Annotated in this window: 30 protein-coding genes and 5 pseudogenes; 16 read left to right on the top strand and 19 right to left on the bottom strand. The window is 67.7% G+C overall.

Features of this window, described 5'->3' with window-relative positions; translation table 11 throughout:
• Positions 1 to 91 precede the first annotated feature (91 nt).
• Entirely contained in the window at positions 92 to 697 is a 606-nt protein-coding gene (locus tag SNA_RS19600; RefSeq protein ID WP_030068134.1) for a TetR/AcrR family transcriptional regulator, read from the top strand.
• Between the two features lie 290 nt (positions 698 to 987).
• On the opposite strand, the gene SNA_RS43310 is transcribed toward SNA_RS19600, so the two are convergent.
• The 4 genes from SNA_RS43310 to SNA_RS19585 all read right to left on the bottom strand — a co-directional run bounded on the left by SNA_RS43310 (position 988) and on the right by SNA_RS19585 (position 2,921).
• Positions 988 to 1,155 (bottom strand): hypothetical protein, encoded by a 168-nt coding sequence (locus SNA_RS43310; protein ID WP_198535093.1) that lies wholly within the window; start codon positions 1,153 to 1,155, stop codon positions 988 to 990.
• Positions 1,156 to 1,483: 328 nt separating this feature from the next.
• Positions 1,484 to 1,678, bottom strand: a complete 195-nt coding sequence (locus tag SNA_RS19595) for a hypothetical protein (RefSeq protein ID WP_044366019.1) — start codon at positions 1,676 to 1,678, stop codon at positions 1,484 to 1,486.
• 393 nt (positions 1,679 to 2,071) lie between these two features.
• On the bottom strand, positions 2,072 to 2,410 hold the full coding sequence (locus tag SNA_RS19590; protein ID WP_030068136.1) for a winged helix-turn-helix domain-containing protein: 339 nt from the start codon (positions 2,408 to 2,410) through the stop codon (positions 2,072 to 2,074).
• A complete protein-coding gene (locus SNA_RS19585; protein ID WP_030068138.1) occupies positions 2,397 to 2,921 on the bottom strand; it encodes a hypothetical protein in 525 nt (174 codons plus the stop codon). Before SNA_RS19585 ends, SNA_RS19590 begins: the two co-directional genes overlap by 14 nt.
• Positions 2,922 to 3,566: 645 nt before the next feature.
• On the opposite strand from SNA_RS19585, the gene SNA_RS19580 reads away from it, so the two are divergent.
• The 4 genes and pseudogenes from SNA_RS19580 to SNA_RS45255 form a co-directional block, all read left to right on the top strand.
• Entirely contained in the window at positions 3,567 to 3,950 is a 384-nt protein-coding gene (locus SNA_RS19580) for an ArsR/SmtB family transcription factor (protein ID WP_044366017.1), read from the top strand.
• Between the two features lie 412 nt (positions 3,951 to 4,362).
• Positions 4,363 to 4,896 carry a GNAT family N-acetyltransferase gene (locus SNA_RS19575; protein ID WP_030068141.1) on the top strand — a complete coding sequence of 178 codons (534 nt, stop codon included), beginning with the start codon at positions 4,363 to 4,365 and terminating at the stop codon, positions 4,894 to 4,896.
• 115 nt (positions 4,897 to 5,011) lie between these two features.
• Complete coding sequence (locus SNA_RS43305) at positions 5,012 to 5,398, top strand: hypothetical protein (RefSeq protein ID WP_198535092.1); 387 nt, start codon at positions 5,012 to 5,014, stop codon at positions 5,396 to 5,398.
• Positions 5,283 to 5,657, top strand: a pseudogene (locus SNA_RS45255) (alkaline phosphatase family protein); the annotation flags it as partial. The gene SNA_RS43305 and the pseudogene SNA_RS45255, both read left to right, overlap by 116 nt.
• A 222-nt stretch (positions 5,658 to 5,879) precedes the next feature.
• Here the strand turns inward: SNA_RS45255 and SNA_RS45250 are convergent.
• Together SNA_RS45250 and SNA_RS45245 are read right to left on the bottom strand one after the other, a co-directional pair.
• Positions 5,880 to 6,089: pseudogene (locus SNA_RS45250) on the bottom strand (recombinase family protein); the annotation flags it as partial.
• Positions 6,090 to 6,150: 61 nt separating this feature from the next.
• Positions 6,151 to 6,324, bottom strand: coding sequence for a recombinase family protein (locus SNA_RS45245; protein WP_420823494.1), 174 nt, complete (start codon positions 6,322 to 6,324; stop codon positions 6,151 to 6,153).
• Positions 6,325 to 6,767: 443 nt separating this feature from the next.
• On the opposite strand from SNA_RS45245, the pseudogene SNA_RS39945 reads away from it, so the two are divergent.
• A pseudogene (locus SNA_RS39945) lies at positions 6,768 to 6,911 on the top strand (flavin reductase family protein); the annotation flags it as partial.
• A 437-nt stretch (positions 6,912 to 7,348) separates the two neighbouring features.
• Here the strand turns inward: SNA_RS39945 and SNA_RS19560 are convergent.
• A complete protein-coding gene (locus SNA_RS19560; protein WP_044366015.1) occupies positions 7,349 to 8,197 on the bottom strand; it encodes an NmrA family NAD(P)-binding protein in 849 nt (282 codons plus the stop codon).
• Positions 8,194 to 8,622: a nuclear transport factor 2 family protein gene (locus SNA_RS19555; protein WP_030068145.1), complete on the bottom strand. Its 429-nt coding sequence runs from the start codon at positions 8,620 to 8,622 to the stop codon at positions 8,194 to 8,196. The genes SNA_RS19560 and SNA_RS19555 overlap by 4 nt, the downstream gene beginning before the upstream one ends.
• A 95-nt stretch (positions 8,623 to 8,717) precedes the next feature.
• Here SNA_RS19555 and SNA_RS19550 point away from each other — a divergent pair, with 95 nt between their 5' ends.
• The gene (locus SNA_RS19550; protein ID WP_030068146.1) at positions 8,718 to 9,329 is read left to right on the top strand and encodes a TetR/AcrR family transcriptional regulator; all 612 of its coding nucleotides are present in this window, start codon (positions 8,718 to 8,720) and stop codon (positions 9,327 to 9,329) included.
• A gap of 148 nt (positions 9,330 to 9,477) precedes the next feature.
• Here the strand turns inward: SNA_RS19550 and SNA_RS19545 are convergent, their stop codons facing one another.
• The 3 genes from SNA_RS19545 to SNA_RS43300 form a co-directional block, all read right to left on the bottom strand.
• Positions 9,478 to 10,056: a cysteine hydrolase family protein gene (locus tag SNA_RS19545; protein ID WP_044366013.1), complete on the bottom strand. Its 579-nt coding sequence runs from the start codon at positions 10,054 to 10,056 to the stop codon at positions 9,478 to 9,480.
• Between the two features lie 281 nt (positions 10,057 to 10,337).
• Entirely contained in the window at positions 10,338 to 10,550 is a 213-nt protein-coding gene (locus SNA_RS42510) for a hypothetical protein (RefSeq protein WP_157879994.1), read from the bottom strand.
• Positions 10,551 to 10,825: 275 nt separating this feature from the next.
• On the bottom strand, positions 10,826 to 11,110 hold the full coding sequence (locus SNA_RS43300; RefSeq protein WP_030068150.1) for a DUF899 family protein: 285 nt from the start codon (positions 11,108 to 11,110) through the stop codon (positions 10,826 to 10,828).
• A gap of 69 nt (positions 11,111 to 11,179) precedes the next feature.
• Here SNA_RS43300 and SNA_RS43295 point away from each other — a divergent pair, with 69 nt between their 5' ends.
• Both SNA_RS43295 and SNA_RS19525 read left to right on the top strand, forming a co-directional pair.
• Positions 11,180 to 11,443 (top strand): hypothetical protein, encoded by a 264-nt coding sequence (locus tag SNA_RS43295; RefSeq protein ID WP_030068151.1) that lies wholly within the window; start codon positions 11,180 to 11,182, stop codon positions 11,441 to 11,443.
• A gap of 592 nt (positions 11,444 to 12,035) precedes the next feature.
• Positions 12,036 to 12,452 (top strand): VOC family protein, encoded by a 417-nt coding sequence (locus SNA_RS19525; RefSeq protein ID WP_030068153.1) that lies wholly within the window; start codon positions 12,036 to 12,038, stop codon positions 12,450 to 12,452.
• A 506-nt stretch (positions 12,453 to 12,958) separates the two neighbouring features.
• Here SNA_RS19525 and SNA_RS45240 read toward each other — a convergent pair.
• Positions 12,959 to 13,390 (bottom strand): annotated as a pseudogene (locus SNA_RS45240) (LysR substrate-binding domain-containing protein); the annotation flags it as partial.
• Positions 13,391 to 13,428: 38 nt separating this feature from the next.
• Here SNA_RS45240 and SNA_RS19515 point away from each other — a divergent pair.
• Complete coding sequence (locus tag SNA_RS19515) at positions 13,429 to 14,049, top strand: FAD-dependent monooxygenase (protein WP_051877407.1); 621 nt, start codon at positions 13,429 to 13,431, stop codon at positions 14,047 to 14,049.
• Between the two features lie 341 nt (positions 14,050 to 14,390).
• Here SNA_RS19515 and SNA_RS19510 read toward each other — a convergent pair whose 3' ends face one another.
• Positions 14,391 to 14,771 carry a winged helix-turn-helix transcriptional regulator gene (locus SNA_RS19510; RefSeq protein ID WP_030068155.1) on the bottom strand — a complete coding sequence of 127 codons (381 nt, stop codon included), beginning with the start codon at positions 14,769 to 14,771 and terminating at the stop codon, positions 14,391 to 14,393.
• 143 nt (positions 14,772 to 14,914) lie between these two features.
• On the opposite strand from SNA_RS19510, the gene SNA_RS19505 reads away from it, so the two are divergent.
• Both SNA_RS19505 and SNA_RS39925 read left to right on the top strand, forming a co-directional pair.
• The gene (locus SNA_RS19505; RefSeq protein WP_030068156.1) at positions 14,915 to 15,322 is read left to right on the top strand and encodes a RidA family protein; all 408 of its coding nucleotides are present in this window, start codon (positions 14,915 to 14,917) and stop codon (positions 15,320 to 15,322) included.
• A 135-nt stretch (positions 15,323 to 15,457) separates the two neighbouring features.
• A pseudogene (locus SNA_RS39925) lies at positions 15,458 to 16,462 on the top strand (IS5 family transposase).
• A 19-nt stretch (positions 16,463 to 16,481) separates the two neighbouring features.
• Here the strand turns inward: SNA_RS39925 and SNA_RS19490 are convergent.
• From SNA_RS19490 to SNA_RS43285, 3 genes are all read right to left on the bottom strand, one after another.
• Positions 16,482 to 17,075, bottom strand: coding sequence for a dihydrofolate reductase family protein (locus tag SNA_RS19490; RefSeq protein ID WP_030068158.1), 594 nt, complete (start codon positions 17,073 to 17,075; stop codon positions 16,482 to 16,484).
• A 275-nt stretch (positions 17,076 to 17,350) separates the two neighbouring features.
• Positions 17,351 to 18,076 carry a DUF899 domain-containing protein gene (locus SNA_RS19485; protein WP_030068159.1) on the bottom strand — a complete coding sequence of 242 codons (726 nt, stop codon included), beginning with the start codon at positions 18,074 to 18,076 and terminating at the stop codon, positions 17,351 to 17,353.
• A gap of 514 nt (positions 18,077 to 18,590) precedes the next feature.
• Positions 18,591 to 18,866, bottom strand: a complete 276-nt coding sequence (locus SNA_RS43285) for a Rossmann-fold NAD(P)-binding domain-containing protein (protein ID WP_198535091.1) — start codon at positions 18,864 to 18,866, stop codon at positions 18,591 to 18,593.
• Positions 18,867 to 19,428: 562 nt separating this feature from the next.
• Here SNA_RS43285 and SNA_RS44745 point away from each other — a divergent pair.
• A complete protein-coding gene (locus SNA_RS44745; RefSeq protein WP_338059811.1) occupies positions 19,429 to 19,569 on the top strand; it encodes a hypothetical protein in 141 nt (46 codons plus the stop codon).
• A 514-nt stretch (positions 19,570 to 20,083) separates the two neighbouring features.
• On the opposite strand, the gene SNA_RS19475 is transcribed toward SNA_RS44745, so the two are convergent.
• Complete coding sequence (locus tag SNA_RS19475; RefSeq protein ID WP_044366011.1) at positions 20,084 to 20,692, bottom strand: TetR/AcrR family transcriptional regulator; 609 nt, start codon at positions 20,690 to 20,692, stop codon at positions 20,084 to 20,086.
• Positions 20,693 to 20,911: 219 nt separating this feature from the next.
• Between SNA_RS19475 and SNA_RS19470 the strand changes: the two genes are divergently transcribed.
• Positions 20,912 to 21,853, top strand: a complete 942-nt coding sequence (locus SNA_RS19470) for an alpha/beta hydrolase family protein (protein WP_044366009.1) — start codon at positions 20,912 to 20,914, stop codon at positions 21,851 to 21,853.
• 242 nt (positions 21,854 to 22,095) lie between these two features.
• Positions 22,096 to 22,989, top strand: coding sequence for an LLM class flavin-dependent oxidoreductase (locus SNA_RS19465; protein ID WP_044366007.1), 894 nt, complete (start codon positions 22,096 to 22,098; stop codon positions 22,987 to 22,989).
• Here the strand turns inward: SNA_RS19465 and SNA_RS39905 are convergent.
• A complete protein-coding gene (locus SNA_RS39905; protein WP_241779744.1) occupies positions 22,955 to 23,560 on the bottom strand; it encodes an SDR family NAD(P)-dependent oxidoreductase in 606 nt (201 codons plus the stop codon). The two genes, SNA_RS19465 and SNA_RS39905, sit on opposite strands and share 35 nt — an antisense overlap.
• A 153-nt stretch (positions 23,561 to 23,713) precedes the next feature.
• Complete coding sequence (locus tag SNA_RS19460) at positions 23,714 to 24,154, bottom strand: MarR family winged helix-turn-helix transcriptional regulator (RefSeq protein ID WP_037790265.1); 441 nt, start codon at positions 24,152 to 24,154, stop codon at positions 23,714 to 23,716.
• Here SNA_RS19460 and SNA_RS19455 point away from each other — a divergent pair.
• A complete protein-coding gene (locus SNA_RS19455; RefSeq protein ID WP_241779739.1) occupies positions 24,118 to 25,914 on the top strand; it encodes an FAD-dependent oxidoreductase in 1,797 nt (598 codons plus the stop codon). The genes SNA_RS19460 and SNA_RS19455 overlap by 37 nt on opposite strands.
• Positions 25,915 to 25,917: the final 3 nt, after the last annotated feature.

Below are 25,917 nucleotides of genomic sequence, written 5' to 3'. Positions count from 1 at the left end.
ACGTGGCCGGCCGTTCCAGAAGAGCACGCCCGACCCAAAAGTGCAACAAGGCAACTTTTGAAGTTGTGCAACCAAGAGGTAGGATTGAGGCATGAGCGAGACGACTGGGGAGCACGCACCGAGGGGGCGCCGCGAGCGTAAGAAGGCCGCCACCCGGCAGTCCCTGGCCGATGCCGCCTTGCGCCTCTTTCTCGAACGCGGCTACGACCAGGTCGGTATCCGGGACATCGCCGATGCGGCGGACGTGTCCACCACCACCCTGTTCAAGCACTTCCCCGTGAAAGAGGCGCTCGTCTTCGACGAGGACACCGACCAGGAAGCCCGGCTACTGGCCGCCGTGCGCGAGAGGCCCCAAGGTCAGTCCGTCCTCGCAGCTCTGCGCGAGCACGCCCTGCACCACCGGGTCAACCCCGGGGGCGCCGACGCGAACTTCCCGGCCTTCGTCGAACTCGTGGAGAGCACCCCGGCCCTGCGCGACTACGCCCAGCGCATGTGGCTGCGCCACGAAACCGCGCTCGCGCACGCCATCGCCGAGGCAACCGGAGCTCCCGCCGACGATCCGGACTGCGCGGCGCTGGCCCACTTCGTCCTGGAAGCGCCCCGCACCGCCCGTGGACGTGCCGACGGCCACGAGACGGTTACCCGTGCCTTCAACATCCTCGAACGCGGTTGGAGCAACATCAGCCCCAGGGCCTGAGTGCGTATGCACCCATGGACTTCGGCTTACGCACCGATGCCTCCATGCCCCCACAGCGCGCGTGCACCACTTCCCGCGCAAACCCGCAGGGGAGAAGTGAGGTGTCCTGTCGCATTGAAGTTGCCCATGGATCTCGCCGTGAGCTGCAGACCTGTCAGGCCGGTTGGGAATCCCGCCGGGCTGCGTTCTCAATGGGGCTGGCTTGTGCAGAATCTCGGAGTGCCGGCCGAACCTGGCCGGGGCAGGCTTGAGCACCCGCCACCGGGTGAGCCGCCGTGCGGCGACTGCGCTCATGAACGCTTCAGGAGCCTCAAAGAGAACGTTACGAACGCCAGGACGATTCCCACGTTCACCATCAGCCGCTCCCAGAACTGATGCCTGAAGAACACGACGTCCACGCCAACCACGACGGCTACCAGCGTGAGCACGTAGAGCACGACGACCGCCTGGCTTCTCACCCTTCTTCTCTCCTACGTGCGGTCGCGGTGGGAGTGAGCAGGAGCAACACCATCTCTCAACACAAGCGGGGCAATGCACCGCCGGTATCGCGGCAGTAGCCGTGCCCCTCGCAGGTCGTACCGCGATCGTCGACTTCGGACCAGCGGCAGGCGGTTGGCCAGGGGCCGAGGATCTGGTGCTTCGCCGCCGAGGTCTCGATCCGCAGGATGCCGTCGGCGTATTCGGCCTTGGTCTGCTCCGCGGAGCAGACCAGCGGTAAGGGTGCCGTGGTGCTCAGGACACCTGGCGGGTGCCCGAGCCCACCGGGAGTTGCTGCCTCAGTTCGCTTCAGGTGATCGAGCTGGTGGTAGCGGCGATCGAGCCCGCGATGGCGGCGTTGGTGTTGCCCCGCGCCGCCCGCTCTCCGGCGCGCTGCACCTGCTCAGGGGTGGCGCCCCGCGCCGCCGCTGCCAACATGGCCTCCGTACGGCGCTGCTCGATCTGCTCTGCTCGCTTACGCCTCAGATTGCTGAGGAATGACATGTGGATCACCTTCCAGGTTGGTGGCACAACAAACGCCCTACCGGGCACGGGTGTTGAACACGGCGAACGCGCCGCCGACAGTCACCTTGCGGTAGTTGCGGTCGTCACGGTTGATTTCGATGGGGCCATGCCCCTACGGGTCACCACCCAGCGTCCTTGCAAGGGCCCGCACGTCGCCGTAGCTGGCTCATCCATGGTGAACCTCCGCGGCTACGGATCCCAAGCTGCCCGCTGAGCCCGGGCCACGTGACTGGTGGATGCGGACTCACCGTGGGGACCGGGCGGCACACGGCTCGCTCCGCGCATCTGCTCAGCCCGCGCCGCGTCGACCTGTCCGGGAAGTGGGCCCCCGGCACTCGCGCGCGGTTGCTCGGCGTCTTTGTCCTCGCGGCGTCAGGTCGCCGGCTCATCGGTGTCGACGCGACGGGCTTGCCCGGTCTGCCGTGCCTGTTCGACGATCTGGTGCAGTGCCGCGATGTGCGCTTGCAGCGCGCTGCGTCCGGTATCGCTGAGGCTCAGCCAGGTGCGCGGGCGCTTGCCCACGTAGCCTTTGCGGACTTCGATGTATCCCGGCTTGCTCAGCGTTGTCACCTGCTTGGACAGCGCTGAGTCGGACATGCCCACCGATTCCCGTACCAAGCCGAACTCCGCCCACTCCGTTGCGGCAAGCAGGGACACGATGGACAGCCTCGTGGGATCGACCAGCAGTGGGGACAGCTCAGCTGCGGCCATCGGGGAGGCCCCCCATACGGTGGCCGCTGCCGGCCAGCGTGGCCAGGCCGGCGCGGAGTCGGGTGCCGAATCCGATCAGTGCGGTGGCCAGGACCGCGCCGAGGATCGTGCTCAGGTAGGGCACGTACATGCTGGTGTGCGCGCTGCCCAGGAGCGCCACGGCCACCACGGAGGCTGCCACCACTGCGGCGAGGGTGAGCCGTGCGATGAGAACGAACCTCGGCGAAACCGCCTGCCGGTGGATCCGGGCGGATTGGCCCAGCAGCGCCGACCCTCGCCTCGTGCGGAGCGCGATGGCGTATCCGACGGCCAGTGCGGCGAAGATCCAGCTTCGCCACACGGCGCTGCCGGGGAAGAAGTCGATGGACGTGCAGTACAGGAAGATCACCGCGCCGGCGAGCCAGTCCAACCAGCGTGGCGCGTTACGCAACGATCCACGGGCCTGCTCGGCGCGCTGGTCGATGTTCCGCAGCGCCTCGGCCGCTTCCTGCGGGGTGGGCTGAGAAGCCATCACTACCTCCGTGCTTCCATGGATTCAATTACTTTCCTGAGGAGAAAGTATCAGGGCGCTTTCCGCTCAGGCAAGTATTTTCCCAGGAAGCGAGGAGGGCGGCTGAGGTGCGGGGTTCGGCCGCGGCAGAAAGCCAGCATGAGGCACGGCCGCACGGCCGCACGGGCCCGGCGCCTTGAAGCGTGGTGATGTTCCTGTTTGCCGTTCGGATGGGCGTCCAGTGGGCGGGCAGCCGAACGGCAGTGGAGGGATCTTCAGCCGGCTGTCGCGAGGGTGTCCGGGACCTCCTCGGTGTGGCGGAGCTGCCGGGCCGGACGGCGGGACATGAGGATGATAAACGCCCACTGGATGTGGGCTTCGGCGTGGGACTGGGGGCAGCGGCTGCTGCGCAAACGCAGTCGGCGGCGGAGCTGGACGTCACACCGGCTTTCACCACCTCGGTCCCGCCCACGCCCGCCGCATCCGCCGCCAGTGCCGCGACCGACACTCAGACGAACAGAACACTGCCGTCGCCTTCGCCGCCGGCATCAGCGGACGTCCGCACCCACGGCACAGCCGCGGCCTCGGCTGGAAGTCGGCCAAGATGGTCGATGAGGTCTACGGGCACGCCGCGCCGAGCGTTGCAGGGAGAGCGCGACGTTTCGCCTGCTCGTGGACGTACGGGCGGCGTGCCTGACCCCGGAGAACGCGCCACAGGTCGCGACCATGCCCCAGGCTCTGTCCACGCCCTCCCGATTGCTGATCCTCGCCCGCCTGCGCGAGGGGCCGTGCGCGGCGACCGAGCTGACCACCGCCGTGGGCATGGAGCAGTCCGCCTGCTCCCACCAACTGCGCCTGCTGCGCAACCTCGGCCTGGTCACCGGCACCCGCCAGGGCCGCTCCGTCGTCTACGCGCTCCACGACAACCACGTCGCCGCACTCCTCGACCAGGCCCTCCACCACGTGGAACACCTCCGCCTCGGCCTCACCGACACCCCCGCCGCAGCTGTCCCGCAGGAGGACGCGGCCGTGCCCGCCGCGGCGCACTGAACGCCGCGGCACAGCCTGGCTCATGGGCGTGGCACTCGCGTCGGTCTGCGGCTGCGGCGGCTCCTCGGACGCCGATGTGAACGGCAGCTCTCGGATCCCGTACCGGCTAGCCTCGATCCACCGGTGTGCTACCTGGGAGATGTGTGGCGGGAACGTGAGAGATGCCTCTTGACCTGTGATGATGGGCTTGCCGAAGGCTTCTTCACGCACGATCGGTGAGGCATCTCGTGGGTGAAAGCGTCCCATGCCGATTCGGTGGTCTTTGTCTGGCTCGACGGAGCGAGTCTGATCGCGAACGCGGGTCTGTTGGCGGTGAACCGGCTGGCGGATTGGACCCGACCGCCCTGGTGCACCAGACCGGTACGGTGAGGACGTGACGCTACCTGACAGTAGATCAGCCGGACATGAGGCTGTGGAGGAAATCACCTATCGCCTTGCTGAGAGCGAGAGGGACAGGTCCGTAGCCATCAAAGGCGAGTTCAGCTCTGACACCGTCTTCGAAGTGTTCGACTCCGGGGACGGGTTCACTATTCGGTCCACTCGGCTGGACCCGCCGGTTCACAAAGTCTTCCCCGACGACGAGCCCGAGGATGATGAGGCGTCGGCGGGTGAGCGTCGGTTCGTCGCGCTGGACGGCGATCGCGTATGCGGCTATGTCGACACGGAGTATGAGCCCTGGAACCGGCGGCTGGTCATTGCCGATATTGAGGTGGCCGGGCCGTACCAGGGCCGCGGAATCGGACGCACGCTGATGAGCCACGCCATCGACTGGGCCCGGGCATGCGGTGCCGGGCACGTCTGGCTGGAAGTGACCAATATCAACGCTCCGGCCATCCGCGCCTATCAGCGGATGGGTTTCACCTTCTGCGGCCTGGACACTTCCCTCTACAGCGGAACCGAGTCCGAGGGGGAAACGGCACTGTTCATGAGCCGTCTCCTCGACTGACTCGCCGGTCGATAGCCATTCCAGGGCTTGAAGATGGAGACGCGGATGGCCTCTGAACTGGGAAGATGGGACTTCCTACGGTTCCGCATCCACAGAGCAAGAGAACATCCGCGAGATGCAGTCTTCCCATGCCGCTTCGGCGGAGTCCGCCGCGTTCGATGACAGAAATCTGGTCGCGTATGCCGGGCTGGTCCCGGTGATGCGGCTGGCAGAGCGGTGCGGGCTCGCCCGTCTGACGGCGCAGAAGGTGGGGCTGAGCGGGGCGAAGAACAGCGCGGGTGCCGCAGCGGACGCCAAGGTCGCCAGCATCGTGGCCGACATGGCCGCAGGCGCGGACTGCATCGACGACCTGGACGTCCTGCGGCACGGTGCCATGCCGACTCTGTATGGCGGAATCCGTGCCCCCTCCACCCTCGGCACCCGCCGACGGCTCACTCCCCGCGTTCACCTTCCTGGAGCCCGCCTGGAAGCACGACGGAAACAGCCAACACCCCAACGATGACGTCGCGCAGGGCGAACAGCTCATCCTCGACGTGTACAACGCGCTGCGCACCGGACCGGACTGGGACAAGACCCTGCTGGTCATCACCTATGACGAGCACGGCGGTTGTTACGACCATGTGCCACCGCCCGCCGGCGCGACACCGCCCGACCAATCGGCCGGAGAAGCCGGTTTCGACTTCACCCGATTCGGGGTGCGCGTGCCCACAGTGCTGGATTCCCCGCTCATCGCGCCCGGGACCGTCTTCCGCGTCCCCGATGACAGCGTGCCGCTGGACCACACCTCGGTGCTCAAAACCATCCAGCAGAGGTGGAGTGTGAATCCGCTCACCGCCCGGGACGCCGCCGCCCCCGGCATCGGAGAGGTCGCCGGAATCACCGGGCTTGATTCCGGCCTTCTGGCGGCGGCGTTGCCACTCGAACTGGAACCGGGACCAGAGCTTGGGAGTGACGATGGGTTCCCACGAGCCGAGCAAGGGGCGTCCCTCGTCGTCGAAGAGGACGACGGACCAGCCGTCTCCGGCCGTAGCAGCTTGGATCCGGTGTTTGCCGGCGTAGGAGACCATGCCCGCGTAGCGGGGATTGCGGAGCATTTTGGCCACCATTGTGGAAGACCAGGTGCGGGCGGCAGGAGGCCCGATCCCTTCGGCATTGAAGGTCTTGGCGATGCTGTAGGCCGATTCCCCCGACATGAAGTCCTGGAAGATACGGACGACGATGTCGGCTTCATCAGGGACAAGTTGTCCTTCGCGCTCACCCTTGCGAACCCAGCCGTACGCGATGCGACCCTGGGCGATCCCATGCGATGAGGTCTTCGAGGTCCCGGGGCTGGCGGACGAGCCGGTCGAGGTCGTAGAAGATCACACCGTCGATGACACCGTTGGCGGGGTCGGCCAGGAGCTGGCGGAATTCGGGGCGCAGGACCATCCAGTCGATGGAGCCGTCGGGCTTGATGACCTTGCGCTTCTTGAAAGCGGAGGTGTCGTTCTCGCGGTAAACCTTGGCGAACGGGCCCCAGCGCAGGCGTGCACGGGTGTCTTCGGCGCCCTCAAGCTGGCGCTCGACGCCGGCCTCCAGGCCGAAGCGGTCAGAGGAGATCCCCAGGTACGCGCCCGGGCGCCCAGGTACGCGCCCGGGCGCTTGGGGGCGTATGCGGCCAGGTGGTCGTGGAGGTTGAGGGTGACCTGTCCGCCGCGGGCATGCGCGGGGACCTCGAAGTCCTCCCAGACGGTGGGGGCTGCTGTGGGTACGGTGTCGGCTCCTGGCGCTCGATGGGTCCGATACCGGGCACTTTCTGTCGAACTCAGGGGTTTGGTGGTGCCGTGGATCCGCTGTAGGATCCGCGGCCGCCTGTATGGATACTGATCACCATGCGCATTGACTTTGACCCCGCTGAGATGTCCCGCAACGAGTTCTACAAGCTCCTGACCGCGGTGGTGGTCCCGCGGCCCATCGCCTGGATCTCGACGATCAGCCCTGATTGTGCTTCTGCGGACCTAGCCCCTGCGAAGTTCTGAGGGAAGTGGTATCGGAGTTGGGACGTTAGCCCAGGTCGGGGAGTGGGGCAACGAGCAATCCGACGCTTCGGTGTGGCGCCCGCCCTCTTCGGCGTCGTGCGACGCTTCAGCTGCCGGAAGTCATGTGCGGATGTCCTTGCGGTCGTCGGAAGATGCACGGATGGGCCAAGCGATTTCGCATGGATCACCGGTGGACCAGACGAAGACGTCTGCAGTGTGGCGTCGAGCAAGCACATGGTTGCTGTCTTCGCCGGACTTGCTGTTCTGATGCCTGGGCAACCGGTGCCCGAGCAGAGCTGACTGCCCTACGGTGGGGCGCTATGAGGGTGTCTTGAGCATCGGCGGCAGCGGATTGCTCACAGCCGTCACCCCGCGGGGCGGGCTGCATGCCAGGATGGGCAGGGCCTCGCGCCCGCACACGGTGGCGGCGCATTTCAGCTGCCGTGTGCCAGCTCCCGTTCGGCGACTGCCCGGAAGCTGTGTGGCGGGCGGCCGGTGAGGCGGTGGACGGTGTCGGTGGTACGGTCCTCGGCTCCGTCGGCGATGGCACGGTCCATGTCGGCCAGCATTGTGGCGAACTCCAGCGGTATCTGTGTGGCCAGGCGGTCACGCGTGGCGTCGTATGTCAGGTGGTGGTGGGCCACGCGGCGGCCGGTGACCTCCGTCATGATCAGGGCGATGTCGTCGTGGCTGAGGGCCTCCGGTCCGGTCAGGACCAGGTCGGTGTTGGGTGCGCGGTTGTCGGTCAGGGCACGTACGGCGACGGCGGCGATGTCGTCGGCGTCGATGAATCCGACACGGCCGGTCCCGGCCGCGGTCAGGATGATGCCGTCTTCACGGATGCTGCGGGCGTGGGCGTGCGTGCCAGTGAAGTTCTGCATGAACCAGGAGGGCCGGAGGACCGTCCACTGGTCGAACAGGCCGGGCAGGGCCTGGTGTACCGCGCCCACGGCCGGGCCCCCTTCGAGGATGGCCGAGGAGCTGAGGAGTACCGCGCGGTGTACGCCTGCGGCGCGGGCCTGTTGGAGGAAGGGCAGCATGACTGCGGCCGGGTCCGGATCGCCCACCGGCGGGATGAGGTAGACGCGGTCGGCTCCGGTGAGGGCGTCGCCGAAGGTGTCGGGGTCGTACCAGTCGAAGCGGACGGGTTCCGTACCCGGCAGCGGGGTGGCGCGACGGCTGGCGGCCTTGACGCGGTGGCCGGCTGCGATCAGCTGGGCGGCGGTACGGCTGCCGGTGGTGCCGGTGGCGCCGATGACCAGGGTGGTGTCGGTGGCGGTCATCGGGGGTTGCTCCTGGTGAAGTTGATGCCGGGGGCGTGGACGGCGAGCGGGTTCCAATAATCGCGGTACGAGGTGAAGCGTCCGTCCTGAACAGCCACCACGGCGATGTAGGTCATGTCGAAGGGGCCGCCGGTCGCCACCACGCGGCCCAGGCCGCGCATCTCGACCACGATGGTCCCGGGGTCGGTGGTCTCGTGGATCTGTACGTTGGGGAAGTCGTGCAGATCGATGTGGTCGGGATAGTCGCGCATGTAGGCGGCGATGGCCGCCCTGCCCTCCAGGCGCGCGGGCCAGCCTGGGGGAGCGAAGGGGAACTCCATGATGCCGCCCTCGGCCCACAGGCCTACCCAGGCGGGAATGTTCTTGTCCAGCAGGAGGCGCAGGCTGTGGCGGTACAGATCTGTCGGTGAGGTGTTTGCGGGCATGACATGCTCCGTTCTCCGTCCCGTACGATACGGACCGGTGGTCCGCTTCGACGAAAATACGGACCGCGGGTCCGTATTGCAACTGGAGGGATCACATGGTGGCCGAGCGCAGACCACGCAAGGACGCAACCCGTAACCGGGCGGCCGTACTGACCGCCGCCGACGCGCTCTTCGCCCAGTGCCAGAGCCCCGAGGACGTCACCATGGCCGACATCGCGGCGGCGGCGGGCGTCGGCAAGGGAACGCTCTTCCGTGCCTTCGGTGATCGCACGGGGCTGATCCGCACACTGTACGAAGCGCGACTCGAACCGATCAGGAACGCCGTCGAAGAGGGCCCGCCGCCGCTGGGGCCCGCCGCGCCGCCGATTCAACGCGTACCGGCCCTGCTCGACGCCGTCCTGTGCTTCAAGCTCGACAACCGCCACCTCGCGCTGGCCCTGGAGGGAGCCGGCAGCGACAGCCCCTACCGAACAGAGCACTACGAGCGATGGCACACTCTGCTCCGAGATTTGCTGAATCTGATTCCGGGGCTGATCGAAAGCGACTTCACCGCCCACGCTCTGCTCGCCGCCACCCGAGCCGACCTAGTCGAGTATCTGGCCGACGAGAAGCGCGTGCCCCGCGAGGAAATGCGGGAACAACTGGCGAACTTCACCGCCACCATCCTCGGCACCTCTGCGCGACGGGGAGTGGCAGCCGAAGACTGATCACGGGGCGGGTGGATCAACGACCCTGGTGAACCAGGTGTGTCGGAACGCCCGGGAATGCCTGACCGAGCCGAAATCCGTTACCTGTGAGCGGCCCCCTGAGGTTCGTCGCCTGCCGACGGCATTCTGCCGGCCACTCGACCCGTCCTCAGCCGGAGCCGAGTACAGAGCGGAATTCCTCTGCACTGGTCAGCAGAGCGTCCCCCGCAAAGCGCAGCGCAGCGAGTGAACGCTCGGCGGCCTCCCTGTCGCCGCCGCCACAGGCATCGGTGACGACAACCGGGATGTAGCCCAGGTCCGCCGCATGCCGGATGGTGGGTTCGATACCGATCTCGATGGCGACACCGATGACGACAACGGTGGTGATCCCACAGTCGCGTAGCACGATATCGAGCCATGTGCCTTCGAACGCCGACATGGTGATCTTGTCGATCACGGCCTCGTGAGCCGTGGGCCGCATTTCCGGGATGAGCTGAGTCTGCGCGGCATCCGGCGGGAAGGGTGACACCACATCAGCTGCTCGCTCGACCCGCTGCCAGCCACTCCACATGCGCAATTGCGATACGCCCATGAGTTCAGGGGGAAGCGTCACGTGTCGCAGGAAGAACGTACGGACTTCCGCGGCCCGGGCCGCCTGGACCACCTCCACGGCGCGCCGAATGACACGATCACGTTCGTTGATCTGTCCCAGGATGCCGGCCTGCATGTCGTAGACCAGCAGTGCCATACGTCGCGGATCGCACGCCTCTTGCAGCGAACGCGGAACTTCCAGACCAAATCGCCCATCCACCCGCGAGACGCTACCCCGTTCCTCCTCGGCAGGATCGGACCCACGCGCGCAGATCACCTGACGGGCCGTGGTGCCGGTATCTCGGCATGGCCTGGATCCCAGGGCTGTCCAGCCGTTGATGTGGCTCAGCGAAATGAGCCTGGCGAAGAGCGGTCACGGAGGCCCACGAGCTGCGCAACAACCTGCGCTATACGAACGCGACTTGGGCCCGGGAGCCGTCAAGGGCTGAGGAGCAGGTCGTCGCCGGGACTGGCCAGGCGTTCGTCCGGGAGCTGGTCGGCGAGACCGGTCATTGGCTTGTGCGTGCAGCGACTGGGCGAGTAGCCCTCTGCGTCCCCGTTCACACCAGCGCGGTCTTCCACGCTGGTGGGGCCAAGGGCGTGCTGGAGCTCGTCGCTGGCCACGGCCGCGACGCCCTGTACTTCGCCCAAGAGAGTTTCACCGTCCAAGCTCACCGCCTTCAGTGCCACCGGCCGTCAGCAGCTCCAGGAAGCCGCCCGCACGCAGGGTGTCGCCAAGTGCGTGACCACATCGGTCCACGACGTACGTGATCCGCTGCCCGTGCCTGATGCCTCGGTGGATGCACGTCGAATTGCGCCGGTGGCAGTTCGCCGCGTCGTCGACCGGGAGCGACCGGCAAGGAGACCGGCGCCGCGTACACGGGCCGGCCGGATGCCCCTGTAGAGCGGCACCAAACAACTTCGCGTCATGAGTAGCTCAGCTGCTCGTCCCAGTCGGCTGCGCGCCCGTCCGGGGTGAGATCGAACATGTTCCAGAGCGGCTCCAGGGTGCTTACGTGCCGGGGGTCCTGACCGGGATCGGTGGGCGCGTAGAGCATCTCCGAGCCCCAGAAGTGGCGGATCTCGTCACCGTTGCGGCGGAACACGTTCAGCATCGGCATCGCTGAACCATCCTCCGTCTCGGCGAGGTAGTTGCGGCTGTACGTGTTGGCGCCCGACGACAATAGGCGCAGCCGCCGCGACTCGTGCACCTCGCGACTGCCTCCCCAGTTAGTCGACGTGGTGGAAGCCGATGTCCGGATCGCGGGAAGGCTGCTCCTGTGCCGAATGCGGGGAGGGTAAGCAACTCCCGTTTCGCCGGCGAAGGCGCCAACCTCGCCCTGCTCAAGGGCGCCGAACTCGGCCGAGCGCTCGTCGCCCACCCCGGCGACGCCGAGGCCGCTCTGGCCGCCCGCGAGCAGGCGCTCTTCTTCCGAAGCCAGGGCTCCGCCGCCGGTTCCGCCGCCAGCATGGAACTGATGTTCGGCAGCGACGCCATGCAACGGCTGCACGACCAGTTCGCCTCCCACCAGACCGACAACTGAATCGCCCGCTCCTCGAACCGCCGTGGTCGCCGGCGTCCTGTCCCATCGACCATGCGGATTTTCAGACACCACCGCGACAACCATGTGGCTTCGCGCAGGTGCACCGCCTCCGGTCCGACCAGCGCGTCGACGACGCGTCGGAAGGTCGCGACGGCCGGTTGACCATCGAACCCCGAAACCGGGAACCCGGGCATAGCGCTGGCGCCCGGAGAGCCGGACAGCCAGACCGTCCGCTCCACGGCCACTCAGGGGTTGCCCTGGGGTCGTGGTCCTCGGCCGCACTGGGGGAGCGGCTCCTGAATGAGAGCGACCTGGTCACAGTTGCACCCGCAAGCCGCCGCGTCCCGTGCGGCACGACGACGGCAGAACCGCAGGAGGCGCTCCGTCGACCAAGCTTCCGGAAACGTCGCTGACACTCGCCGCGTGAACCTTGAATGGTGAGCTTCAGCGACAGGAGATGACTTCGATGCGTTCTTGCCGCATCGGTATCTGATGTGGTCCGGGCAGCGGCCACGCGCCTCAGGTCGTCCGATTTTGCCCGTGATGGACGTAGGCTGCCCGCGCTGACCATTCGTCAGGAAAGGGGCGTCTTGTGGTCTCTCGTCTTAACCCGTACATCAGCTTCTCCGGTGAAGCGAAGCAAGCCATGGAGTTCTACAAGGAAGTCCTCGGCGGCGACCTGGCTGTCCACACCTATGGCAGCTTCGGTTCCGAGAGGCCCCCCGGATACGCCGACAAGGTCATGCACAGCATGCTGGAGACCGCCAGCGGATTTACGTTGATGGGTGCCGACAATCCGCCCGGGACGGAACACAAGCCCGGGAACAACTTCGCGGTGAGCCTGAGCGGCGACGACTCGGACGAACTGCGTGGCTACTGGGACAAGCTGTCCGATGGTGGCAGTGTGTCCGTCCCGCTGGAGAAGCAGATGTGGGGTGACGTGTTCGGCATGTGCACGGACAAGTTCGGCATCACCTGGATGGTCAACATCAGCGAGCGGCAGACCTGAAATCCAGACGTCGGAGCGTCGGTGGCCCGCAGGGTTGCCGACGCATTTTCCGTGTCCCCGGAGGAAGAGGGAGCTGGCGATGATGCGGCCCTGGGCCACGTAGAGGGCCGTACGTTGTCGACCACGACACCCTGCGCGCGAATCCCGTCCCGCCGCAGCCGCCGCACCACTGCTGCCTCCCGCAACGCGAAGCCGAGAAGCAGCACCGCGACCGCCCCGCAGACCACGGCACCCGTCAGCCTGTTCGACATCGCCCCGCCTCCTCCGCCTGGCCCGGCTGCGCCGAGCCCTCGCAGACAAGGAGACGTGGCACTCCGAAGGCCGGTTGCGACACTGGCCGAGCCGACGATGAGAGCGCCGGATCGGTTGCGCCATGGCGTTCGGTCGGAGCCGACCCGAGTGCTGTGTGGGCTCCGTAGCTGGAATGGGCGAGGGCGATCAAGGGGGGTGGGTCCGGCGAGGTCGACCTGGGTGATGCCGGGGCGTGTGGCGATCTGTTCCTGCGGCACGAAGGCGAGGCTGAGGTTGCGGTGGATCACGGTCAGGGCGGTGGTGGTGTCGACGACTTCCAGGGCGACGGTGCGCTCGATGCCGGCGGCGGCGAAGAGGCTGTCGACGATGGCGCGGTTGCCCCAGCCGGCGGAGAAGGCGATCAAGCGGCGGTCGGCGAGGTCGGCGCAGGTCACGTTCCGGGCGTGGGCGAGGGGGTCGTCGCTGCGGCAGGCCAGCCCGAGCCGCATGTGGGTGAGCTGGTCGGTGATGACGTCCGAGCCGAGCAGTGCGCAGCCTTGGGAGGGCACGGGCAGCAGCATGAGGTCGTAGCGGCCTTCACGCATTGCTGCCGCGTGCTCGGTGAAGGATCCACTCGACCGCCGTAGCCGGACGACGACGTCCGGGTGTTCGGCCTGAAAGGTGCTCAGGGCGCACCCGACACGCACCGCATGGGCGTGCTCGTAGTGGGTGGCGGGCCCACGGCATGACCGTCGCCGGCGATCTCGCCCGCGCCGGCCGCACGGTCACCGTGCTGGAGCGCTGGCCGTCCATCAACCCCTCCAGCCGCGCCTTCGCCACCATGGCCCGCACCCTGGAAGTCCTCGACAGCCGCGGCCTGGTCGACGAACTGCTGGCGGATGCCAGCACCACCGGACGCGTGAATCTCTTCTCCGGTGTGGCCGTCGACCGTACCCACCTGCCCTCCCGCTACCCGTACGGGATGATCACCCCGCAGACCAACGTCGACCAGGCCCCCGAACGCCACGCCCGCAAGCAGGGCGCGGCGGTGCTGCGCGGCATCGAAGTCACCGGCCTCGACCAGGACACCGACGCGGTGACCGTCACCGCCCGCCCTAAAGGCGGAGGGGAGACGTCCACTTGGAGGGCCCAGTACGTCGTCGGCGCGGACGGCGCCCACAGCACCGTTCGCGATCTGCTGGGCGTCGACTTCCCCGGCACATCAGTCCTGTCCTCCGTCGTCCTGGCCGACGTCCGCCTCGCGCACGGTCCGGCAGGAACCGGGCTCACCTCGGCAGCACCCGCGACTGCTTCGGCTTCCTCGTGCCCTATGGCAAGGCCCGCCCCGCCTGGTACCTGTCCATGACCTGGGACCGCCACCACCAGCTCCCCGACACCGCACCCGTCGAACAAGCCGAGGCTCCACGTCTCAACACCCTGCTCGCACAGGCCCGCCGCACCGAGGACGGCCCCGCGCTCCTCTCCGCCCCGACGGCTACATCGCCTGGGCCGGCCCGAGCGTCCACACCAACGACCCGGGCGGCTGGGAAACCGCCTGGCAGACCTGGACAGGACCGGCAGCCTGCGCGGGCAGCTAGGGCGATGTGTGATGTCGCGATCAATCGGCTGCTTGCATGCGGCTGAGTACGCTAGTTGGCCACTCTGAGCATCCCACTGGGCCGCCGGGTAGCGACGCGATCGCCCCCTTTAGGCGTCGAAGCGGTGGCGGGAGGTCTCGATGTGGCCGAGGTAACGGTGGGTCCAGTCGCACAGTCCGTCGATCGTCACGCGCAGGGCCTGGCCCGGCTCGGTGAGTGCGTACTCGACCCGCGGCGGCACGACGGGATGCACCGTCCGCTCGACCAGGCCGTTGCGTTCGAGCATGCGCAGGTTCTGGGTGAGCATCTTGTGGCTGATGCCCTCGATTTCGTTCCGCAGCTCACTGAAGCGCAGCGTTTGCTCGCCCAGGGCCTCGATGATCAGGAGCGCCCATTTGTTGGCGACGTCCGAGAAGATCTCCCGCGCCAAAGAGTCCGCGCGCCTCAGGTCCGCTTCGTCGGGTGAGCCTGTGAACTGCTTGGTCACCATGAGGTTCCTCCGTCACTGAAAAGTGCGTACTTCCACGTCAGCGGCCACTCTCCTACGGTTCCTGAGTAACCACAAGAGACCAAGGGACGTCTTGGTCCGGTGACGGCGAGCCCCCGGGCTCCCGTGACAAGGAGGCAAGCAGCATGGCCATCACACTGGTGAACCCCAGCGGATTGCCCAAGATCGATGTCTATCGGCAGGTGTCGATCGCGACGGGGACGAAGCTGGTCTTCATCGCCGGGCAGGTCGCCTGGGATGCCAAGGGAGTCACGGTCGGCGCAGGCGACCTCGCCGCCCAGGTCGAGCAGTGTTACCTCAACATCGCCACCGCCTTGGCCGAGGTCGGCGGTTCCTTCGATGATGTGGTGAAGCTGACCGTCTACGCCGTCGACTGGACCTCCGACAAGATGCCCGCACTCCTGGAGGGGATCCGTCGGGCGTCCGCAAAGCTGGGGATGACCCCGGTACCGCCGGCCACCCTGCTGGGCGTTGCGGCATTGGACATCCCCGACCATCTGGTGGAGATCGAAGCCACCGCAATCCTCGGCTGAACGTATTCCCTTCGCCCGTTGAGCACCGAAGTGGCCCACTACAAAGCTCAGTGGCCTACTAGGGCGTGGATCGAGTCGTGATCAATCTGCGGGTTTCGCCCTCGTGGCGGGACCTGGAGCGGTTGACCTTCTTGCGTGACGCGAGTGCAACTGACCGACGAGGAATGGGAGTTCATCGGGCCGTACCTGCCGATCGGCGAGTACGGCCCATACCCCGAGCGGCTGCGGCAGCAGTTCGAAGGCGTGACCTGGCGGTTCAAGACCGGCGGGCAGTGGCGGGAGATGCCGCAGGAGTTCGGCGCCTGGTCGACCGTCCACAACCGCTTCCGGCAGTGGCGTGACGCGGGTGTCCTCGAGGCCCTGCTGGAGGGCCTGATGGCGCAAGCCGCGAAGCGGGGTGCGGTGGACCTGTCCCTGGTCGGCATCGACTCCACCACCGCGCGCGCTCACCATGACGCGGCCGGGATGCGCCTGGGCCAGGACGACCTCGGCGCACTGGAGAAGGCTGCCGCCGAGGCGGAGAAGGCCAGGTCAAAAGGGGCAGCCTCGAAGAACAAGACGGATACGACGTCGCGAGCGATCCCGGGCGGGAGGAGCGACAGCGCATCCGGCGTCGGCGGAAACTCCGGCTGAAGGCCGCCCTCCTGGGACGTTCCAGGGGCGGACAGACCAGCAAGGTTCACCTCGCTGCCGACCGCAAGTGCCGCCCGCCGGCGTTCGTGCTGACCGTCGGCCAGGCCGCGGACAGCCCGCAGTTCATCCCCGTGCTGGGGAAGATACGGGTCCGTGGCCCCGTCGGACGACCCCACACCCCGGCCGGACGCCGTCACCGGGGACAAGACCTACTCCTCCCGCGGCAACCGGGCCCACCTGCGCAGACGCGGCATCAAGGCGGTGATCCCGGAGAAGAGGGGCCAGGCCGCCAACCGGAAGAAGAAGGGCTCAGGGGGCGGTCGGCCCGTCAGCCACGACACTGGCCTCGACAAGGAGAGGAACACCGTCGAGCGTCTGATCAACAAGCTCAAGGCCTGGCGAGGCGTCGCCACCCGATACGACAAGACCCCGGACAGCTACCTCGCCGGCCTCCATCTGCGCGCCTCGATGATCTGGATCAAAGACCTCACCCGGACCACCAACTGATCACGACTCGATACGCGCCCTAACCATCTCGGACGGGCTGGTATGTGAGGAAGGCGAGGCTGTCACCAACGGTGCGGGTGTTGATGAGGCGCATCGGTTTCTTGTCGCTGAGCTCGGCGAAGAGGAGCTTGCCGGCCCCGAGCACGACCGGGAACATGGTGAGCCGCAGTTCGTCGACAAGGTCGTGCTCCATAAGCATGTGCACGAGCTGGATGCTGGCGTAGACGACGATGTCGCCGTCCAGCTCCTGCTTCAGCTTCGAGACTTCGTCCACCACGTCGCCCGTCAGTACCCTGCCCTTGAAAGCCGTCGAGTTGCTCCACTTGGGCTCCTGGAGTGTCGAGGACACGACGTACTTGGGCATGCTGTTCAGTCTGTCCGCCCACTCACCACTGCGGGAGAGCCACCGCGCGGCGAACCACTCGTCGCTCCGCCGGCCAAGCAGTAGGGCTTCGGCGCCCAGGGCTTCGTCGAGCGCGAGCTTGGTCCATGCTTCGCGGTCTTTGTCCCCCATCTGGAGGAACCAGCCGCCGCGGTTGAAGCCCTCCTCACCGGTCGGGTCCTGGACGACACCGTCGAGCGAGACGTTCTCGCTGATGATGATCTTTCCCATCTTGGTCTCCCCGGTTGGTGTAGCGAGCCACTGAGGTCGACAGGACGGTGTGGGGGAAGCGGCGCCCGCCAACCACTCCTTTCGCGCTTCGGCCGTGTCCGGGGCACAGGCAATCGCCCGCTGGCCACGACAGCCGCGACCATGACCATGTACGCATCCGTGCTCGGGTCGTCGTCGAACACGGTGATGACAGCTCTTTCACGCTTCCGGTCTCGGCTACCTGCTCCGAGATCCCTCGTCCGACGGGAGCCGGTACGGGCGTAACGGGTCGGGTTTTAGTCAGGCCGGCGTCGGGCGCCTCGGCTGGTTTGGGCCACCCACTCCGGTGCCGGCTCGGCTTCGCCGTATGCGTCGTGCCAGTTCCACCATTCGTACGGCGGGGTTTGGGGATAGCCCTCGGGCGAGTGCTCCCATGTCTCCTGCCGCCCGAGCGCGGTGATGTCGAGGTAGCTCCAGAGGCTCCCCATCGCCTCGTCGCCGCGGGCATTGACGAAGTATGTGCGGAACACGCGGTCGCCATCGCGGACGAACGAGTTCGTGCCGTGCCACTCGTCCACACCGAAGTCGGTGTCGAAATCGTCGATGATCGTGTACCAGGGCATCGCCCAGCCCATCCGTGCCTTCAGACGTCCGACGTCCGGCTGCGGCGCGCGCGAGGCGAAGACGAGAGTGGTGTCGCGGGCGTTCAGATGGGCAAGGTGGCCGACCTGGTCAGCAAGCATGGAGCAGCCGCGGCAGGCGTGGTCGGGCCAGCCGAACACGCCGGGCTCGAAGAAGGCGCGGTAGAGGATCAACTGACGACGCCCCTCGAACAGGTCAAGCAGACTTGCCCTCCCCTCGGGTCCGTCGAACTCGTATTGCTTCTCCACCGCCTGCCATGGCATCCGCCGGCGCTTGGCGGCCAGTGCGTCACGAGCGTGGGTCAGCTGCTTTTCTTCCACGAGCAGCTGCTGGCGCGCGGCCTCCCACTCCTGCGGTGGAACGATCGGGGGTGTCTTCATGGTGACATTCACCTTCCAGTTCGGTCCGAGCTCATGCGCTGGGCCAGGGGTGTGAGGGGCGCTGCTCAGCAGGGCCCCTTGCGTCCAGGGTCGGCCGACACCAGCACGGCGCACACCGGTACGCTGCACAGCTCCGGTAGGACCTCGTCCCCGTCCGGCTCGTCGACCGACACGCTTCCTGTCTACTCCTGCCACCACACCGTGGCACCTCTTGGCATGTCCCTGCAAAACCGGTCACAAGGGGGCAGGACAGTTTCGTGCAGACCGGCCGCAGTGAGCAGATAGGCCGGGGCGACGGTGGCGGCCTCGCGGTGAGCCGCTCGATCACGGCGGCACCGGCGCCCTCGGGGGTCAGCGGTTCGCCCTGCTGCCGGACGTACTCGTCCTCGGACTGGCTGGCGCGCGCCTCGTACGCCTGCACAGCGGGCCGACGGAGCTCGGTGAGGGGCGTGTGCCGAGGCAGCACGGCAGTGAAGGTGATGCCCAGGGCGGTGTGCTCGGCTTCGTCCCGTGCTTAGGCGGTCATGAGGCGCTGGGTGGCCTTGGCCCCCGCGTGTCCGCCGCCGAGCGGCGACCCGGCCAGTGCGGCCCCACTGCTGACCACGACCATCCGACTGCCGGGTGCCAACGGACGGAGCAGGGCCTCGCGCAGCCAGTGGAATGCGATGCGGACGTCGGCGTGCCGGTCGACCGAGAACGGCTCCCATGTTTGTTGCTGAAGCGGACGCATGATCGGGGCGGCGCCGGCCACCAGGACGACGGCGCCGGTTCGTAGCGGCCCAGGAGGCACCCGGGCGTCCCGGCTTCGGCGGCATCTGCGGCCTCGGTGCGGATGTCCGAACGGGCGGCCGCGTGAATGGTCCGGCTGACCGCGGTCACCGGAGGGCCGGCGTCGGCGAGTGCACCCGCGATGCCGCGCCGCAGCCCTCGGCTCGCTCCGACGACGAGAGTGGTGGAATCCGATAGATCGGTCATGACGGGTCATCCTCCTTCGGACTGAGCCGGCCATCGGCATGGTGACCTTCTCCGTTTCAGCTCTGCTGGTGCGGCCTTGCACAGAGATGGACACGGCGGCCGTCGGAAACTGGGCGCGCCGGTGGTGACCAGTTTCGTCGGCCGCCGGTGTCACTAACTGAGTGGGACGACGACGAGAGAGGTGCCCGTGTCGGACGAACTGCTCCAGCCGGCGCGGGCGGGTGAGCGTGACGCGTTCGCCGCGCTGATCGAGCCGTACCGCTGCGAGATGCAGGTGCACTGCTCTCGCATGCTCGGATCGGTGCAGGACGCCGAGGAGGCTCTGCAAGAGGCGTTGCTGTCGGCATGGGTCGGCCGGGTTCGAAGGGCGGTCGTCCATCCGCACCTGGCTGTACCGCATCGCCACCAACCGGTGCCTCAACATGCTGCGGTCGTCCGCGGCCGACGTGGCCGCGGCAGCGCCCCAGGGCCCGAGGCCCGGTGCGAGTCTCGCGAGGCGATCTCGCTCGCGTTCGTGACCGCCGTACAACTGCTGCCGCCGAACCAGCGAGCGGTGCTGTTGCTTCGTGGGCGGTCATGTCTGGCCACACCGCGGTGGCGATCGCATGGTCGATCGGCCGCAGGTGCTCGACCTGAACGCCCTGCTTCTCCATGATCCGCGAGCTGAGGTCGATCAGGCCCTGCGTGTGGCTGCGCTCCGGGCTCTTCTTCGGCGTGCAGTTGAGGAACAGTGCACGCAGGTCGTCATGGCTCATACCCCTCAGTGCGGCCTGCGCGTCGAACGTTACAAGTGATCCTCGAACCGTTCACGCCCGTCGAACCACGACGGCTAGCCCGTCAGCGCCGCGCCGGCCAACCTGCTGGAAGCCACCGGACAGCAGCTCGCCGGCTCGTCACTGCGCAGCGCCAACTCACCCGCAGGCCCGGAGGCGTAGCGGGGGGGGGAAGGCGATCCGTTCGCCGTGGAGTTCGGCCAGGACGGCGGTGGCCGGGCGGAGAAAGGCGGCGGGGCCGGGGAAGACAGGGACGACGTCAGCGCGGCGTCTGATCTCCCGGCGGTTGGCGTAGTCCTGCGACGAGGAGTGCGACCAGTGGGCGTGCGTCGTAGTGGGGGTCGCTTTCGGCGCCGATGCAGAGGTTTCCGATGCCGCGCATGAGTGGGTAGGCGTCGAGGCCGGAGCGGATCTCACCGGAGGCGGCGGCAGCGTCGAGGAGTTGGGTGCATACCGGCAGGAGGCGGTCGAGGAAGTAGGCGTGCAGTGTCTCGAAGCCGGTGTTGTCGGTCTGCATCGCGGCGGCGAGGCCGTGCTTGGTGACCAGGAAGTCGACGAAGAGGTTGACCCACCGCCCGAGGGCGGCATGGGGTGTCGGGCCGGTCGCCAGCAGGGCCGGGCCGGCTTCGGCGCAGGCGTCGACCTGGTGGCGGTAGACGGCGATGATCAGATCTGCCCGGGTGGGGAAGTGGCGGTAGATCGTGCCCATCCCGACGCCGGCCTCGGCCGCGATGTCGCGTACCGGCGCTTCCACGCCCGAGGTGACGAAGACCGCGGCGGCCGCGTCCAGCAGGGTCTGCTGGTTGCGGCGGGCGTCCTTGCGCTTGGACCCGGCTGTGCTTCCCGTGCCCTGGCCGCTGTCGTTCACCGCGGCGCTCCTTCCGTGACTGACCTTGCAAACCGGAACACTGCTCCGTATTGTTATCGGAGCAACGTTCCGTTTTGCTCATGATGCCAGAACAGGGGCGCGGCACCCAAGCCGCGCACCGCCTTCCCGCTTCGCCCTCTCCTCGCCCCGGCACTGCGGCGCCGCTGATCGCCGGGTCCATCACACCACCACGCAAATACACCGAACGGAAGCACTGCCATGTCCGATTCGAGCATCACGCATGCGCAAAAGACCGCGCACGCGACCACCACGGTGATATCCGCGAAGCCGGTCATCCTGCCCGCCCCGGCCCGCGGCGAGGATCTCCAGGTCCGCGTGTCCGCCCCCGCGACCGGCAGTGACCTGCCCGTCATCGTCCTCTCGCACGGCTTCGGCTGGTCGATGAACGGCTACGCCCCGCTGGCGGACTACTGGGCCGCCCACGGCTTCGCGGTCCTGCAGCCCACCCACCTCGACTCCAGGACGCTCGGCATCCCCGCCGAGGACCCCCGTACGCCGCGGATCTGGCGCTTCCGCATCGAGGACCTCACGCGCGTGCTGGACGGACTCGACGTTCTGGAAGCCGCCGTACCGGGCCTCGGCGGGCGCCTCGACCGCAGCCGCATCGCCGTGGCCGGCCACTCCTGGGGAGCCCAGACGGCGAGCACGCTGCTGGGCGCGCGTGTCCTCGACTCCGACGGTGTTCCTGGCGAGGACCTGTCCGACCCCCGTATCAAGGCGGGTGTGCTGCTCGCCCTGACCGGCCTGGGCGACGACCTGACCCCGTTCGCCGCCGAGAACCTCCCCTTCATGAAGCCGTCCTTCGACACGATGACCACGCCCGCTCTCATCGTGGCCGGGGACGGTGACGACTCCGCCCTGTCCACGCGCGGACCGGACTGGTTCACCGACCCCTACACCCACAGCCCCGGGAGCAAAAGCCTGCTCACACTGTTCGGGGCAGAGCACTCGCTCGGAGGCATCCCTGGGTACGAGGTCGCCGAAACGACGGACGAGAGTCCCGCACGCGTCGCTCTGATCCAGCAGCTCACCTCCGCCTTCCTGCGCAGCGCCCTCCATCCCGAGGACACCGCCTGGCAGAAGGCGGCCGTCGCACTGGAAGAAGACCCCAACCCGCTGGGGAAGTTGCAGAGCAAGTAGGCGAGCCTCGCCGGGACGCGCCGCGCTCGGCGGGTGGTGCTGGTATGCGGCACGCTCAGGGGCGCCCGGGTGTCCCTGAGCCGTGCCGTGAGGCGCCATCCGTCCCAGGCGACGTACCTCGGGCGGGAACCGCCGGCACGGCTCAGGTCCTCGTCCGCAGACGCGCGTCAGGGCAGCGCGTTCCCCCGGCACTGCCGACGTTGAAAACCCTCACGGTTCCACGTGGAAAGGACCACGGTCCCATGACGCAACCTCTCCCTCCTCGCTTCGGGATCATGACCGCTCCCTCGCAGGTCGACTACCACGACATCCTGCGGGTCTGGCGCGAGGCCGACACCATCCCGGTGATCGAGCACGCGTGGCTGTTCGATCACCTCATGCCGATCGGCGGCGACCCCAACGGGGTGGCCTACGAAGGCTGGACACTGCTCTCCGCCCTCGCCGCGCATACTCGGCGACTGCGGCTGGGTGTGCTCGTGACCAGTAACCGCTTCCGGCCGCCCGCGATGCTGGCCAAGACCGCCGCGACCGTCGACGTCGTCTCCGGCGGACGCCTCGACTTCGGCATCGGCGTCGGCTCACGCCCCGGCCATCCGGTGGCCCGGCGCGAGTACGAAGCCCATGGTCTGCCCTTCCACGATACAGCGCAGGCGGTGGGCAGCCTCGCCGAAGCGTGCACGGTGATCCGGCGGCTATGGACCGAGGTCGAACCGTTCGACTTCCACGGCACCCACATCCAGCTGACCGGCGCCTTCGGCAACCCCAAACCCGTTCAACGCCCCCACCCGCCCCTTCTCATCGGCGGACGCGCCGCCTCCACGCTGCGCGTGGTCGCCGAGCACGCCGACCTGTGGAACATCCCGGGCGGTGACATCGGCGACGCCGTCGAGCGCAGCGCACTGTTGGACCGCTACTGCGCCGAGATCGGACGCGATCCCGCCGCCATCACACGCTCCATCGTGCTGCCGGTCTCCTACCGCGACCCCGATGCGACCCGGGGCGCGATCGGCGAAGCAATCGACGCCGGTTTCCGGCACATCGTCCTCGGACTGGCAGCGCCCTACCCCGACCACGTCGCGCGGTGGGTCACCGACGAACTCATCACCGCCTCCGCCAAGGAACACCACCCGGCATGAGCACGAGATCGACACGATTCAGAAAGGACAGGCGATGATCCTCGTCACCGGAGGCGTCGGCTTCATCGGATCCCACACCGTGCGAGCCGCTGGGGCGACGGCTTCGGCTGCTGCGGAGAGCTGCGCGACTTGTTGCCACAGGGTGGCGCCGGGTCACCATCACCGCGACGTTTGCTGTTGCCCCGTCGTAGTCGAGGCGCGCCGGCTCCTGGCGGGTGGCCCGGCGGACGACGGTGGGGAAGGGGGCGCAGGGGTTGGCACCAGCGAAGCCAGGGCAGTGCATGGATCGCGGTCGCGTGGCGGCTGATGCCGGCGGTGTGCCAGGTGGAAACTTGGTCAAGGGTATGGACTCGGCGGGTTGGTTGCGGCGCAAGCCCGCGCGGGCGGTGTTGGCGGAGCCCGTGAGGTTGACGTCGACGACCCGCTGCCACAGCTCCGTGGGCGTGCGGGCGAAGGGCCCGCCGATGGCGATGCCCGCATAGTCCATGACAACCGAGACCGGCCCCCATTCCCTCTCGACGCGGCGGGCGGCCTCGGCCGGGGCATACCGGTCAGCGACTTCCGTTCCCACGCACAGGCTGGGGCCCGGCAGTTCGGAGGCGACCCGGCACAGGGTCTCCAAGCATGTCGTCGGCCCTGCGGCGGATCCGGTTGGTGACTCCTCCCCCTCGTGAGCGAGGGGGAGGAGTCACGAGAAGCAGGCGTCCACGGAAGCGGCCGGCTTTCACTGCGGCCATGCCCGCGTCAGGCTGTTGCGCAACTCCGCCAACGCCGCGGGCCCCAGTTGACTGCCAAGAACTTGTTCCAGGTCGTGAAGAATTCCCAATGCGACGTCACGACGCTGACACCCCGCGTCGGTCAGCCCGATGAGGGTACTGCGCGGGAACCCCGGCCCTGGCGCACGGGACAGCAGACCTTCGCCGAGGAGCTGCGTGACAGCGCGATGCATCGTCTGGCGGGTGACGCCGGCACGGCGGGCCAGTTCGGCGACGCTCAGCGATGTCTCGCGGTCCAGGTGCGCGAGCACGGTCGCGTGCGCCGGCGTGATGGGGTCCACGCCTGCGGCCTCCAGGCGCTCCAGCAGCTCGTCGGAGAACCACCGGACACCTCGTTGCAGAAGGTGGATGAGTGGCAGGTTCGCGTCCGAATGATCCCCAGTGTCCACTTGTTTGCGTCCCTCTCACTCGCGAGATACATTCCTGTGTCAGCTTAGCTGACACAGGAGGTCTGCTTGCCATGACAAGCTATGACGTTGACGTCCTCGTCGTAGGGGCCGGCCCGGTAGGACTCACGGCAGCATTGCAACTGGCCCGGCGGGGTGTTTCGGTTCGCTTGGTGGATGCCGCGCCTGGTCCGGCCACGACCAGCCGCGCACTGGGTACTCACGCCCGCAGCCTGGAGATCTACGATCAGCTCGGGATTCTCGGCGACATCGCTCCGCACGGAACGAGGGTCAACGGGTTCATCCGCCATCAGGCCGACCGCACGTCCCGGGTCGACTATGACTTCGGCGGCCTGGTGACCCGGTTTCCGTACATGTTCAATATCGACCAGGTGATCACCGAACGCGTGCTTCGCGGAAATGCCGCTTCGGCAGGGATCGAGGTGGAGTGGAATACCGGGCTGGAATCGTTCCAGCACGACGATGACGCCGTCACGGCCCAATTGCGCCGAGGCGATGACTCAGCCGCGGGGCATGAGACCGTGCGTGCGCGATACCTCTGGGGCTGCGACGGCGGACACTCGACCGTCCGCAAGACCCTCCAGCTCCCCTTGGCAGGCGAAGCCGCCCACACCTGGCTGATCGCCGATGCGATCGTGCACACCGATCTGGAGCGAGATGGCCTGCACTGGCTGTTCCCGGCCGGCGGCGCGCTGATGCTGTTCCCGTTTCCGGACCCGGGCAAGTGGCGGCTCCTGGACACGACCGGCGAAGGAGATGCTGAGCAGTCCGGGCAGATTGCCAGGCAGTTCAGCACCAAGTTGTCGCAGGCTCTGGGACGCGACACCATCGTGGACATCCCCAGCTGGGTATCGAAATTCACCATCCAGCAACGCGCGGTACCCGCGATGCACGTCGGGCGGTGTTTCGTCTCGGGTGACGCCGCCCATGTCCACTCACCCGCATCCGGGCAGGGCCTCAACACCGGCATCCAGGACGCGTACAACCTGGCGTGGAAGCTGGCCATGGTCGTACACGGCCACGCCGATGCCGCACTGCTCGACACCTACGACGCCGAGCGCGTTCCCATCGGCCAGGCCCTGCTTGCCTCCACCGGAGAGGTCATGAACACAGCCATGGTCGACCCCACCACCAGGGACACCCAGGACTCCGATCGTGGCTTCATGCGTCCGCAGGGATGTACGTCGGGTGTGCCTGTGGATACGCAGCCGGACGTGCCGGTGGGGGCTCCACTGGATGTGCGGGCGGACATACAGCCGGACATTCCGGTGGATGCGTATAAGGAGTTACAGCCCGACGTGCCGGTGGTTGTTTCGGTGGGCACCCCGACGCCCGGCGGCCGCACGACGCAGCCGAGTGCCCCGCCCGCGCAGTCACGGTTCAAACGGGCCCGATTCCTCGGCGCTGTCGTCGGAGTGCTGGTTCTCTTAGCCGGCGTGCCGATCGCGGCGAACTCCTGGGACGGCAACGGCACGGACCCCGGTGGAAGCGGCGGTACGAACGGTGGTGCGGACGGCGGCACGGAGGCCACCCCGGCGGTGGTGACCGTGCCGAAGAATTTCCTCGGGGCGTGGGAGGGCGTGCCGTTGAGCGACACGCGCGTACGTGTCGAGTTCAAGAAGGACGAGCAGCACCGCACGGTCGCCAGGTCCTTCTTCCTGACCGGCACCTCGCTCTGCGTGGTGAACAAGGAACCGAAGAAGGCGTCCAAGGGCTCGGTTTCCCTGGGGGGACGCCCGTAGCGA

Origin of the sequence: Streptomyces natalensis ATCC 27448 (assembly GCF_000935125.1) — a bacterium.
In the GTDB taxonomy this organism is placed as follows: Bacteria; Actinomycetota; Actinomycetes; order Streptomycetales; family Streptomycetaceae; genus Streptomyces; species Streptomyces natalensis.
The sequence above is the reverse complement of the archived record's forward strand: the minus strand, read 5'-3'. Positions and strand labels throughout refer to the sequence as shown.